The organism is Streptomyces sp. AC550_RSS872, assembly GCF_019049285.1.
Taxonomy (GTDB): domain Bacteria; phylum Actinomycetota; class Actinomycetes; order Streptomycetales; family Streptomycetaceae; genus Streptomyces.
In genome coordinates this window covers 43,853-56,777 of record NZ_JAGMUL010000149.1, presented here as the reverse complement: position 1 = coordinate 56,777, position 12,925 = coordinate 43,853, and the positions used below count along the sequence as shown (strand labels likewise).

Here is a 12,925-nt window from a genome sequence, read left to right as displayed (position 1 = left end):
GCGGCCTGGCGGACCTGCGCCTCGGTGATCCCGCACCCGAAGCTGTTCCAGCTGTTCCAGCCGAGCGGCGGAGTGAGCGCCGGGCTGCCCGGCGCGGCCCCGGCGGTCGTGCCGGTGGAGGCGGTGACGCAGGCTGTGAGCGTCAGCGCGGTGGCCGTGAGGAGACGCAGCAGTCGTCTGTGTATGGGGACCATGGGGGGTCCTTCCTGGGAGACAAGGCGGAAGTCGCTTGTGACCGTGCCTGATGGGCACGGTCACAAGCTTCTGGTCGTGGGCCCACGGGTCAGCGCTGAAGGGTGAGCAGGCCCGGCCGGTACGGCAGTTTCACGTAGTCGGTGCCCGGCGGGACGTTGGGGGACAGGCCCTGGTAGAGGAACTGGAGGTTGCAGGGGTCGACGGTCATGGTCTGGTCGGGGTTGTCGCGGACCAGGTCACCGTGGCTGATGCTGTTGGTCCAGGTGGCACCGCTGTTGGCCTTGCCCGCGAAGGGGTTGGACTCGGTGGCGGCCTGCGGGGTCCACGGGCCGTTCAGGCTGGTGGCCGTGAACGAACGGAAGAAGCGGTCCTCATTCACACCGCGAGCCTCGACGATCATGAGGTACTGGTTCTGGCCCTGGACCTTGTATACCTCCGGCGCCTCGAACAGGTTCTTCTCCGTGTCGCTCATGACCGTCGTGTACGACGAGCCGAAGCTGCTCGGGAAGTTCCCGATCGGCATGGTCGACTTGAAGATGCTGCCCTTGTCATTGGCGAAGAACAGGTACATGTTCTGGTCGTCGGCGATCAGGGTCGGGTCGATCGGGCCGCCCACGGGGAGGCTGCCGGTGAACAGCGGCTGCGCCGCGGACCAGCCGTTGGGGTTGGTGGGGTCGCTCGACGTGCGGTAGACGAAGGGCCACTGGGTACCCCACCCGTTCGAGGCCAGCACCCAGATGTTCTTGGGCGCGAAGTAGAACAGCTTGGGCGCCACGGCCGACTGGCTCATCGCGGTCTGACCGGCCGAGCCCATGTCCGACCAGTTCGTGAAGGGGCTGAAGCCCATCGAGTGCCAGTTGCCGTCGGAGTACGTCCCGTAGACCAGGTGCTTGCCGTTGTACGTCGTGGTGGTGAAGTCCTTCAGCGAGAGCCACCCGTTGGCCGGCTGCGCCAGCGGACCCGTCGAGCTCCACCGGTACGTCGACGGAAGAGCACACGTGCTGCCCCCTCCGGACAGACCGGTCCACTTCTGGTTGCTGCCGCCGTTGCAGTTCCAGAGCTGCACCGCCGTGCCGTTGGCCGTGGCGCCGCCCGACACGTCCAGGCACAGCCCGGACTCCACGGCGACGACCGTGCCGTCGGAGTTCACCCGCCACTGCTGGTTCGTACCGCCGTTACAGGACCAGATCACCGGCCGGGTACCGGCCGTGGTGGCGTGGCCCGGTACATCGAGGCACTTGTTGCCGTACACGGTCAGTTGGTTGCCGTCCGTCAGCGTCCACCGCTGGTTGGTCCCGCCGTTGCAGTCCCAGATTTGCAGGTTCGTGCCGTCGGCCTGGCCGGCGTTCGGCACATCGAGACACCGGCCGGAACCAGCGCCGCGCAAGGTGCCGCTGCTGGCCGCCTGAGCCGGGTTGGCGACGAGCGTCGCCGCCGAAGCGACCAGGGCCGCGAGCGCCACAGACAGATGTCTGCGGCTGAAACCACGTCTGCGCATGGGGGGTCTCATTCCTTGAGTAAGTGGTTCCGGTTGGCCCCGTCAGAGGCTGTCCGGACTGGTGGTGCGCTACGCCCCGACCGTTGTTCGCCATGTCGAACAACGGTCGGAGTCTCGCGTAAGCGGGAGGGTGGAGAGCGACCAGAATCTGCTGCCGGGCGGGGCCTCAGTTCCCCACGATGCGCCACCGGTTGTCGGCGGTGCCGTTGTCCGAGTCCTGGACTGCGAATGCGCCGACAGCCCTGGAGTTGTCCGCGATGGCGAGCAGCTTGCCGCTGTTCGCGTTGCGGATCTTGTAGGTCCCGTCTCCCTGGTCGAGCAGTGTCCATATGTGGTCGGTGGTGCCGTTGTCCGACCATTGCAGGACGGTCGCGCCGTCGGTCGTAGACATGTTCAAGACGCCGAGCACCTTGCCGCTGTGGGCATTGCGGAAGCGGAACCCGTTTCCGTCCGGGATCATCTGCCAGTTGTGGTCGGCGGTGCCCGAGTCGTTCCACTGTAGAGCGCGGCCGCCGTCGGCCGTCGACATGTTCTGGATGCCCAGCACGAGACCGCTGCCCACGTTGGCGAGACGGACGGTGCTGGTGCCGCTGGTGTTCCAGTAGACGGTGTAGTTGTGGCCGTGCGCGTCGTGGAACGGACCCAGGTTGACGGTGGAGCCGTTGGCGGTGGCGGTGAAGGCGAGCGAGCTGCTGCTGGTCCGTGTGATCGAGGACGTGTTCAGCGACGGGAGGGAACTGAGCGCGGAGTCGCCGTAGTTGCCGGACAGCACCACCGGGCCGTAGGTGATCGCGGCGACGTTCGCGTTGTCGTTGGCCGCTTTCATGATGACCCGCATGGGCAGGCGGACGGTGACCGTGTCGCCGGAGGTCCAGGAGCGGGTCAGGGTGGCGTAGCTGCCGGGCGTGGTGGTGATGTTCTGCGCCGTGCCGTTGACGCTGATGGTGGCCCCGGTGGTCCAGCCCGGGATGCGGATGCGCATCGCCCAGGTCCCGCTGACGCTGCCGGTGACCCGCAGGGTCGTGGTGTCGCTGGTCGGGTACGACGTGGTCTGGGTGACCGTGATGCCGCGCTCCGACCAGTTGAGCACCGAGGGCACGAACATGTTCACGATCAGCGTGTTGTCGCTGCGGAAGTAGATGGAGTCCATCAGCCTGGTGTTCATCTCCAGGCCCGTGCCCTGGCAGCACCAGAAGGTGCCGTAGTCGGTGCTCCAGGTGCCGCCGCCCCACGCGGGGCCCACACCGCGTCGGCCTCCCGGGTTGAGCGGGGTGAAGTAGGTGACGTGGCCGTGGTTGTCGGCCGGGTTCTGCTGGCCGATCATCTGGTTCAGCCACGCCCGCTCGTAGTAGTCGAACAGCGCGGCCCGGTTCGGGTCCAGCGCGAACAGTTCCCGGGTGAGGCTGAGCATGTTGAAGGTGTTGCAGCTTTCGCAGGTGTCCTTGTTCAGGAAGCCGGCGATGGCGTTCGGAGCGCGGAAATGCTCCGCCTGGCTGTTGCCGCCGATGGCATAGGTGTGCGCGTTGACGGTGATGTTCCAGGCGTTGGTGGCGATGTCCCGGTAGCGGGTCGTGCCGGTCGCCTTGTACTCCCGCGCGGCCCCGATCCACTTGGGTACCTGGGTGTTGGCGTGCAGTCCGTTGAGCTGGTCCTGGTTGGCCGCCAGGGGGTCGAACACCGCGGCGTGGTCGAACCGCCGGGCGACGGTGAGCCACCGCGCGTCGCCTGTCTGCTGGTAGAGATCGGTCAGCACGGTGTTCATGCCGCCGAACTCGGTTTGCAGCATGGCCTGCATTTGCTGACTGCTCAGCCGGCCCGTGCGGAAGTCGACCCATCCCGCCAGGGCGAGCAGCACGTCCCGGGCCTGCGTGCTGCCGATGTGGCGCCATACGTCCAGCAGGCCGGCGAGCGTCTTGTGGATGGTGTAGTACGGCACGTTGCCGTTGCTCAGGGTCCGCTGCTCGAGAGCGGTGAAGTCGGACTCGGGGTAGCCGGAGAGGTACCCGGCGTTGAAACCGGCGGCGCTGTTGTTGGCCTGGCACTTGGCCAACTCCGCGACCATGTAGGTGGCCTTGTCCCGGCAGGTGGTGTCCCCGGTCACCGCGTACAGCTGCGCCCATGCCGTGAGGAAGTGCCCTTGGACGTGGCTGCGGAAGGGAAAGTCCGGAGCTTCCCAACCACCGGTGGCAGCCGCGCCGTTGGTGGACAGCTTGTGGTTGGCGCGGAAGTTGTACAGCAGTCGGTCGACATCGACGAACCGCAGGTAGTTCTGCGTGCGGTTCTGGTTGTCCAGCCACCGGCTCGCGGTGAGCCGGACCTGGTCGAGTCCGAAGGGGTGCGCGGAGACCCCGATGTCGGCCCTTGCAGGGGGGATGGCCGCATGGGCGGGAGAACTAGCCATGAAGGATCCTGTGGCAGAAGCGACGGCCGTGGCCCCGGCTGCTTGCAGGAGGCGCCGTCTGCTGACGGAGGAAGACATCTTGAACCTTTCGGTGAGAGGAGAGTGACTGCTTGGTCGTTCGGTGCGTTCGCTCACATGTCCGGCAGTCGGGCGCAGTGCGTCACCGGGCTGGTCTGTTGCCGATGCGGCGCCACACCGCCAGCAGGCCGGCGATCACAGCGGAGCCGGTGACTGTGGGGGCGATACATGGGATGGATTAACGGATACGAACGTTGCCTCTGTCTAGTCATGTGACACGAAGACTTGGATACTGGCGGATTTACGTCCGGCCGACGCCCTGACGCTGCGTCAGACATTGGATTTCCGAGAAGAAGTGTGAGGAGTGCGAGAGCTGGATAACGTCAGCTCGAACTGTCGACGGGGCTCCGCCCCGCCCGCGCCGCACCGGATGAACGCGCGGATACCGACATCAGCCCGTGCCCGCACGGACCATGTGCCCGGGCACTTGAGCCGAACCGAGGAATCCCCTTGTCCTACAGTGTCCGTGCAGGCGGCCTGGAACGGCACACCGCCGAAGAGATCCTCCGCATAGAGCCCTGAGGGTCGGACGCCGTCCGGGTCCGGGCCGCATCGGGGACCATCGACCCCACCGCCCCTGGCGCGCTGGAGAGCCCCTCGCCCTCCCCGCGGGCCGAAGTCTCCGTATCGGACGACGGCAGTGCCCGACTGCTCAACGGCCGCCTCGTCGTCGAGGCCTCGGCCGACGGTCGGCTGAGGTTCTGCCACGCCATATCGGGCCGCGAACTCCTCGCGGACAAGGACCCCTACACGCATCACGCCGGCCCTCGCGTGCACGCTGCGGGCGGCCGGACGGAGCAGCACTTCGAGGCGTACGACGGGGAACGGCTGCACGGCCTCGGGCAGCATCTGCACGGGCGCCTGGACCAGAAGGGCTGTGTGATCGACCTCGTCCAGGGCAACACCGTGGCTGCCATCCCCTTCCTGCACTCCTCGCGTGGCTACGGACTGCTGTGGAACAACCCCGCCACCGGCCGCGTCGAACTCGGCGCCGACACCACCCGGTGGACCGCTGACGGCGGCGGGCGCGTCGACTACTGGGTCACCGCCGGCGACACCCCGGCCCAGATCCTCGACGCCTACACCCACGTCACCGGACGCCCGCCCCTCCTGCCCGAGTGGGCGGCCGGTTTCTGGCAGTCGAAGCTGCGCTACCGCACCCAGGACGAACTCCTCGCGGTGGCACGGCAGCACAAGGAGCGCGGACTGCCGCTGTCCGTCATCGTCTGCGACTTCTTCCACTGGCCGAAGATGGGGGACTGGCGTTTCGAGGAGAGCGAGTGGCCCGACCCCGCGGCCATGGCCTAGGAGTTGACCGGCCTCGGGGTGAAGCTCGCGGTCTCGGTGTGGCCGACCGTCGAACCCGGCAGCGACACCTACGACGAGCTGCGCACCTCCGGACACCTCGTTCGGGACGCGGACGGCGGTCTGCTCACCTTGGCGTGGCCGTCCCGGGAGGGCGGGGAGGCGCTGACGCTCCCGATGGCGTACTACGACGCCACCCACCCCGGAGCCCGCGCCGCGCTGTGGCAGCGGCTGAACGACAACTACCGTTCGCTGGGCGTGGGTTGCTTCTGGCTGGATGCCTGCGAGCCCGATCTGCCCAGGGAGGTCGCCGACCGCGCCGTCTACGCGGCCGGACCGGCCGCCGAGGTCGCGAATCTCTACCCCCTGTCGCACACCCGCGCGGTGGCCGACAGCCTGCGCGCGGCGGGCGAGGACCGGCCGCCTCCGCTGGTCCGCTCCGCGTGGGCGGGCAGCCAGCGTCACGGGGCCCTGCTGTGGTCCGGTGACATCCCCACCACCTTCGACTCCCTCGCACGCCAGATCAGGGCCGGGCTGAACGTCGCGATGAGCGGCATCCCCTGGTGGAACACCGACATCGGCGGCTTCGGCGGCGGCGACCTGGACGACCCCGCGTACCGCGAGCTGCTGATCCGGTGGTTCCAGTACGGCACCTTCAGCCCCGTCATGCGGCTGCACGGGGATCGAAAGCCCAAACACCCCACGTTCTCCGCGGACATCACCGGCGGTCCGAACGAAGTCTGGTCCTACGGGGAAGAGGCGTACGGCATCCTCCGCGACCACCTGATGCTCCGCGAGCGGCTGCGCCCGTATCTGATGCGGCTGTCCGAGGAGGCCCACCGCACCGGCGCCCCGGCGATGCGTCCGCTGTTCTTCGACTTCCCCGAGGACGAACAGGCATGGGACGTGGACGACCAGTTCCTGCTCGGCCCCGATGTGCTGGTGGCACCCGTGTACGAGGCCGGCCTGCGGGCCCGCCAGGTGTATCTGCCGGTCGGCGCGCAGTGGCTCGACGCGGTCACCGGACGTGTGCTGGAGGGCGGTACGCGGCTGGACGCGGAGGCCCCACTGGAACGGATCCCCGTGTTCATACGGGAAGGGGCCGACGTCGCAGCCTGGCTCGGCTGACCTCCTTCGAGTACCGGCGCAGCTCCTTCGACCAGATGACGCCGCGTGCGTCGTCGAGCACGAGCCGGCGCTTGGTGGCATGCGGTTCCTCGTCTCCGGGGCCGCCGTACGCAGCCGTGGCGGCTGCGGGGCGGCAGAGGGCCATGCCGCCGCGGGTGGGATCCGCGGCGGCACGGCAGAGTGCGGGTTGGGCAGGTCAGGCCCAGGGGTTGACCACCGTGAAGGAGCTGTCGGCGCGGAAGGTGTCGGTGTTCTGGTAGAGGTCGACGCGGAGCGCGTAGTCGTAGTGGCGGAGGTAGCGGCCCGGGTAGTTGTACGACTCCAGGCTCACCGAGCCCGCGGTCGAGCCCGGACGGGCGCAGTACGTGGCGTCCTTGTTGAAGACGGCCGTGCCGTTGCTGCTGTCGAAGCGGACGCGGTAGTCCCAGTGCCGCAGATAGCGTCCGGCGGAGTCGCGGAAGGAGTAGCAGTTGGCGTCCGCGAGGCCGGGCACGACCGTGAAGGTGGCGCTCTGCTTGACGGCGGTGCTGCTGGCGGAGGTCACCGGGTCGACGTAGCCGAGGCTGTCGGAGCGGACCGAGGCATAGCGGCCGGGGAAGTTGACCGACTGGAGTGACCTGGTGGTGTTGGTGGGCAGGGTGACACCGCCGGAGACGGTCTCCTTCAGCACGGTGGCGTGGCGGATGAAGCCGGACAGTCCGGGCACCTCGGTGGGCGTGGACCAGGTGGCGAAGTTGTCGTAGCTGTCGCTGTACCAGTACTTCCCGGCGCGGTAGCCGTCGTAGTAGATGCGCCAGCCGCCGTTGTCGAGCCGGACCAGGGCCGGGCCCTCGACCCAGTCGCCGAATCCGGCCCAGTTGCCGGTCTTCCGCATGGTGTAGGGGCCGGTGAGGCTGGAGGCGGTGGCGTACTCGATGTACTTCGTCGTCTCGTTCTTGGTGAACGCGTGGTACGTGGAGCCGACCTTGACGATGAAGGTGTCGATGTAGTTCGGGCCGATGCCGGCCAGCTGGGTGGGCGCGGACCAGGTGGTCAGCGCGGAGTTGGTCGCCGTGATCTTGTAGGCGTTGAAGTGGGTCGCGGTGCTCGCCGACGTCAGGGAGACGATGACGTTGACGCTGCCGTCGGTGTCGATGAACCACTCGGGCGCCCAGGTGCGGGTCAGCCCGCTGATCGGGATCGTGTGGTTGGACAGGAACGTCCAGTTCACCCGGTCGGTGCTCCGGGCGAAGCCGATCGTGTTCCCGGTCCAGTTGGTGGTGTAAGTGAGGTAGTAGAAGCCGTCGGTGTGCTTGAAGATGCTGGGGTCGCGGATCAGACCGGACGGCGGGGTGTAGGCGGGGCCCTTCCGCAGGGTGAATCCGGTGGCGTCCGGCGAGTCGTAGACGTACAGGTTCGACTCGCTGCTGTTGGTGAACGCGGTCATCGTGTACCGCGTCGTCTGTCCCGCCGGCGGGTGGGCGGCTCCGGCCGTACCGGCGAGGGCGGTGGTGAGCCCCAGCAGGGCGGCCACCGAGGTGAGGAGGGCGAGGACCGCCCTGAGGGTTCTGTTCAACGCTCGTCCCATTTCTGCGTGAACTGCCCTGAGGCTTGGGGAGAATATTGTTCGAAGTGCCGAACGGCGTGCGGTACTTCGAGCAGAAGATAGAGTTGCGTCGTGATTCCGTCAATGTTTCCGACGGGTTCCGTTCAGGTGCGGCTCGAGCCGCCCGGGCAGCCGAGCGCCGGTGCCGTCGCGCACGTTGACTTCCGTGCGGGCGCCTTTTACATTCGGGCCACCATTCCGCATGTCGATCTACGTTCGAAATGTCGGGCATTCCTGGTGTGGGAGCGGCCATGATTGTGGGTGTGTGCGGGGCGTCCGGCCGCTACGGCCCGTTCGAGATCCGGCAGGTGCAGCACGTTGCCCGCTCGGCGGGAGCGGCCGTTGCCTCGGCCGCCGTCGAGCGCGCGATGGCTCGCCCCGGGGCGCGGTCCGTGGTCGTACCGCCAGGGCTGCCCGAGAACGTCGTCCCCGAGGAACCCTGGTTCCGGCTGGAAGACTCCCGTCGCTGACGGTCGGCGGGCTCGACAGGGGGCGGACCCGGTGGCCACCGCCGCCGCAGCGCCGCCGTCACCGGGGCCGTGGCCCTCGACCACGGCCCCGGCCTGGGGGCGCGGGGTTCTACTCCAGTGATGTGCTGTTACACGGCTGTCTCGTTCAGCGGCATCAGGAGACGGTGAACATCTGGTGGTCGGCGCCGTCGTACGGGCGTTGCTCCAACTGGTCGCCCTGTGCGCTGCCCGCGGTGAGGTAGAGACCGCTGTGGCGGTTGAGGAGCCGAATGCGGCCGTTGCCCGCGTCTTCCGCCAGCCATTCGTCGTTGGTGTTCGCGTTGGCTTCGTACGAGTACTGGACGGCCTTCGCGCCCGCGTCGCGGGAGGCCCAACGGATGACGACGTCCTTGCCGCTTTCCTGGTTGACGATCCGCGTGTATCCGTCGCCGAGGGGCACGAACGCGAAGCGCTGGTTGGCGCCGCCGGTGCTGGGCCAGCGGATGATCTCGGCGTCGTTCGCGAGGCTTCTGCTCTTCACGTCGAGTACGTGGCTGCTGCCGGCGACGGTCACCGCGCGGTTCCCGGTAGGGATGGCCGGGACCTTGGTCAGCCTGACCACATGGCCGCCGCCCGCGACCGCGGGAACGCTCAGCGTGTCACCGGCCTGGATGACCTTGCTGGTGCGGGTCAGGCCGGTGGCCCCGTCGGTGGTGATCTCCGCGTGCCAGGTACCGGAGCCGAGGAACGTGGTCGGGTAACTGATGGTGGTGGCACCGCCGCGCCGGAAAGCACCGACGAACCACCGGTCGCCGTCGCGGCGCGCGATGACCCCTCCGGAGTTCGGGTCGCCCGAGACGTACTTCGTCTCGTCCCACGCGGTCGGCAGCATGCGCATCCACCGCTGTGCCTCGGGCCGGGCCTCGTAGTCCTGGATACGGCTGCCCGGGAGCATGATCCCGCTGTCCAGGAGTACGCCGAGGGCGAGTTCGGCGGCGTCGCTGTTCGGGTTGCGCTGCTGGAAGCTCATCGGCGAGTAGTCGGCCGGGCCCAGTAGGCCGCGAGTGAACGGGAGTGCGGCCACGTGTCCGATGTCCCGGCCGCCGGGGTATTCCTCGCCCCGGACGGCCTCGTTGGTCAGCACGTGCGGCCAGGTGCGGTGGACGCCGACGGAAAGGCGCGAGCCGTGCAGGTCGACCATCAGCTTGTGCCGGGCGGTGTCGGCCAGGGCCGCGTCGTACCACTGCTGACGGGCCTGGGCCTCGGAACCCATGAAGTCCATCTTGACGCCGACGACACCCCACCCGGTGATCTTGGTGAACTGGGCTTCCCGCTCGGCGGCGGTGTCCAGGTCCTGCCAGTGGTACCAGAGCATGATCCGCACGCCGCGCTCCCGGGCGTAGGTCACGAGCTCGGGAATGATCGCCTCGTTGGCCTTCCACCCGTCGTCCACCAGGAGGTAGGGCCAGCCCTGCGAGGAGGCGTAGTCGGCCCACTTCTTGAGCTTGGTCAGGTCGCGCTGGGTGTCCCACATGCCGTCCAGCCAGGGCCACGCGGCGACACCCGGCTTGATCCACGAGGTGTCGGAGATCTTCGACGCGGGCGCGACGTCGTCGACCAGCGTGGACTCCACGACCGTCGCCGTGCTGCCGATGGCGGCGGTGCGCCACGCTGTGGTGAACGCGCCGGTTCGCGCGATCTGAGCGTCGGCCAGCGCGACGGTGAACCGGCCGGTGCCCTGGGTGTGGTTGAACCGGCCACCCGAGTAGTTGCCGTCCACACCGGACTCGGCGAGCAGTACCCGCGCGCCGTTGGCCTGCTGGGCGAACATGCCCATGTCATAGGAGCCCGTCGGGGCGTCGGCGACCGCAGAGGTCACATATCCCTTCTCGTGGTCGGGAGTGAACTCCTGCCGGGACAGCTGGGCGTCGGCCGGCAGTTCGAACGACGTCGCCTCGCTCAGCACCGTCGCGCCCGACGGCAGCTCGTAGCGCAGTGCCATGCCATCCGCGGACGTGCGGACGTGCACGGTCATCTGCGCGGAGCCCTTCGCGAACACGAGTCTCGTCTCGGTCGCGGACCGCGTGCGGACGCGGGACTTCCCCGCCTTGACCTCGTACTTGTACGAGATGGGCGTATCCGTGCGTCTGACGAAGTCCAGTCCGGTGGTGAAGTCGGCCTGGCTGGTCCTCAGCCCGATCGGAGCGGGTATCAGGGCTTGGCGGCAGTTCCAGGTCGCGCCGAGCGAGAGGGCGCCGTTCGCGTCCAGCGCCACGGTGGCGCGCACGCCGTCACAGCCGGTCTGTGGGACACCGGGCTGGACCGAGGTCCAGCTCCCCGGCGTGGCGGCGGATGCGGGCACCGCGGTGACCGAGCCGGTGACGGCGAGGACGACGGCGACGGCGGCTGTACCGGCGACTCGAATCCCGCTTCGTTGGAGGAGTCTCATGTGGCCTTCCGGGTGGTGGGACGTGGTCTGCGGCGCATCGCCCGCGCCGGGTGTGGGAGGGAGGCTGCCTCGGTCAGGCCCAGGGGCTGACCGCCGTGAAGGAACTGTCGGCGCGGAAGGTGGCGTTGTCCTGGTAGCGGTCGATGCGCAGCTCGTAGAAGTAGTGGCGCAGGTAGTGGCCGGGGTAGTTGTACGACTCCAGGCTGACCGAGCCGGCGGTCGCGCCCGGGCGCGCGCAGTACGTGGCGTCCTTGTTGAAGAGCGTCGTGCCGTTGCTCGCGTCGGCGCGGATCCGGAGGTCCTTGTGGCGCAGGTAGCGGCCGGACGCGTCACGGAACGAGTAGCACTTGGAGTCGGCCAGGCCGGGGATGACGGTGAAGGTGGCGCTCTGCTTGACCGCCGTTGCGCTGGAGGACGTCACCGGGTCGAGGTAGCCGCGGCCGTCCGAGCGCACGACGGCGTAGCGGCCGGGGAAGTTGGCCGATCGGAGCGAGCGGGTGGTGTTGGTCGGCAGGGCGGTGCCGGTGGTGACCGGGTCGATGCTGTTCAGGGTGGGGACGACCTTCTTGATCAGGCCGTCCGAGGTGAACTCCAGCTTGTCGATGGTGGTTTCACGGTGGGTGCCGTCACCACCGGGGATGGCGAAGCGGTGGTAGGCGATGTACCAGTCGTCGGTGTTCGGGATCTGGACGACGGAGTGGTGGCCGGTGCCCTTGATGCCGAGGGAGAGGTCCTTCTCGAGGATCACACCGTGCTTGGTCCAGGGGCCGGTGGGGGAGGGGCCGGTGGCGTAGGCGACGCGGTAGTTCTCGTCCCGGGTGTCGTTCTCCGACCACATGAAGTAGTAGGTGCCCTTGCGCTTGATGACGAAGGTGCCCTCGTTGTAGCCGACGGGTGTGATGTCGCGGACCTTCGAGGCGTCGAAGGAGATCATGTCGTCGTTCAGCGGCACCATGCGGGCGCGGCCTTGGCCCCAGTAGAGGTAGGACTGGCCGTCGTCGTCGGTGAAGACCGCCGGGTCGATCATCTGGCCCGTGGGGTACGCGCCGCGGGCGATCAGCGGTTTGCCCAGGGGGTCCTTGAACGGGCCGGTGGGCGAGTCGGAGACCGCGACGCCGATGTTCGTGTCGGCGGAGTAGTAGAAGTAGTACTTGCCGTTCTTCGCCTCGATCGCCGGGGCCCAGGCCCGGATGTCGGCCCAGCTGATGTCGGGCCCCAGGTCGAGGATGACGCCGTGGTCCTTCCAGTTGACCAGGTCCTTGGAGGAGTACGCCTTGAACTGCGTGCCGCTCCAGCCCGCGAAGCCGTCGGTCGTCGGGTACATGTAGTAGGTGTCGCCGAAGCGAATGATGTTCGGGTCGGCGGTGAGCCCTGGCAGGACCGGGCTCTCCGCAGCCTGGGCGGGCACGGCAGGGCCGGCAAGGCCCAACAGGAGTGAGGCGGCGGCCGCGGCGGCCAGAGCCCCCGGCCGGAACCTGCGGCGGCTGGAAGGTCTCACGCTGTGCATGGATTCACATCCCTGAAGAAGACATGGCTGTGGCAGGGCGTGCGAGGCCTCGGCGGTCGTCACCGCTGGTTGGCCGACCGTACGCGGCCCCGCTGAACTCGGTGGCGGTCGGCGGTGGGGAGACGTGTGCTGGGACGTCGGGGTCGCCGGGATGGCTCGTGGAGGGGAAGCCGGCGCCTCCTCCGCCGGTGGGTGGTTGGCGGGCGATGGGTTCGCCGTGGAGGCGCCGGCATCCCTGTCGGTGTCGGTCAGCTCGTCACACGGAAGGTGGCGTCGCTGCGCTCTGTCGCGGTGGTGATCGGGTCGAGGCGGAGTTGGTAGGAGTGGTGG

General features: G+C 68.3%; 7 protein-coding genes and 3 pseudogenes. 3 read left to right on the top strand and 7 right to left on the bottom strand.

Going from position 1 to position 12,925, the window contains the following annotated elements:
* The 3 genes and pseudogenes from KUM44_RS37295 to KUM44_RS37285 all read right to left on the bottom strand — a co-directional run.
* Positions 1–194: pseudogene (locus KUM44_RS37295) on the bottom strand (alpha-galactosidase); the annotation flags it as partial.
* Positions 195–283: 89 nt separating this feature from the next.
* Positions 284–1,693 (bottom strand): non-reducing end alpha-L-arabinofuranosidase family hydrolase, encoded by a 1,410-nt coding sequence (locus KUM44_RS37290; RefSeq protein ID WP_217214198.1) that lies wholly within the window; start codon positions 1,691–1,693, stop codon positions 284–286.
* A 166-nt stretch (positions 1,694–1,859) separates the two neighbouring features.
* Positions 1,860–4,172, bottom strand: a complete 2,313-nt coding sequence (locus KUM44_RS37285) for a beta-L-arabinofuranosidase domain-containing protein (protein WP_217214197.1) — start codon at positions 4,170–4,172, stop codon at positions 1,860–1,862.
* A gap of 540 nt (positions 4,173–4,712) precedes the next feature.
* On the opposite strand from KUM44_RS37285, the pseudogene KUM44_RS37280 reads away from it, so the two are divergent.
* Both KUM44_RS37280 and KUM44_RS47815 read left to right on the top strand, forming a co-directional pair.
* Positions 4,713–6,284: pseudogene (locus tag KUM44_RS37280) on the top strand (TIM-barrel domain-containing protein); the annotation flags it as partial.
* Positions 6,264–6,605, top strand: a complete 342-nt coding sequence (locus tag KUM44_RS47815; protein ID WP_374202116.1) for a hypothetical protein — start codon at positions 6,264–6,266, stop codon at positions 6,603–6,605. The pseudogene KUM44_RS37280 and the gene KUM44_RS47815, both read left to right, overlap by 21 nt.
* A gap of 196 nt (positions 6,606–6,801) precedes the next feature.
* On the opposite strand, the gene KUM44_RS37275 is transcribed toward KUM44_RS47815, so the two are convergent.
* The gene (locus KUM44_RS37275) at positions 6,802–8,160 is read right to left on the bottom strand and encodes a glycoside hydrolase family 43 protein (protein WP_254390676.1); all 1,359 of its coding nucleotides are present in this window, start codon (positions 8,158–8,160) and stop codon (positions 6,802–6,804) included.
* A gap of 281 nt (positions 8,161–8,441) precedes the next feature.
* On the opposite strand from KUM44_RS37275, the gene KUM44_RS37270 reads away from it, so the two are divergent.
* A complete protein-coding gene (locus KUM44_RS37270; RefSeq protein ID WP_217214195.1) occupies positions 8,442–8,660 on the top strand; it encodes a hypothetical protein in 219 nt (72 codons plus the stop codon).
* A 154-nt stretch (positions 8,661–8,814) separates the two neighbouring features.
* Here KUM44_RS37270 and KUM44_RS37265 read toward each other — a convergent pair whose 3' ends face one another.
* From KUM44_RS37265 to KUM44_RS37260, 3 genes and pseudogenes are all read right to left on the bottom strand, one after another.
* Positions 8,815–11,088 carry a glycoside hydrolase family 97 protein gene (locus tag KUM44_RS37265; RefSeq protein ID WP_217214194.1) on the bottom strand — a complete coding sequence of 758 codons (2,274 nt, stop codon included), beginning with the start codon at positions 11,086–11,088 and terminating at the stop codon, positions 8,815–8,817.
* Between the two features lie 73 nt (positions 11,089–11,161).
* On the bottom strand, positions 11,162–11,602 hold the full coding sequence (locus KUM44_RS46280; RefSeq protein WP_254390683.1) for an AbfB domain-containing protein: 441 nt from the start codon (positions 11,600–11,602) through the stop codon (positions 11,162–11,164).
* Positions 11,603–12,481, bottom strand: a pseudogene (locus KUM44_RS37260) (family 43 glycosylhydrolase); the annotation flags it as partial.
* Positions 12,482–12,925: the final 444 nt, after the last annotated feature.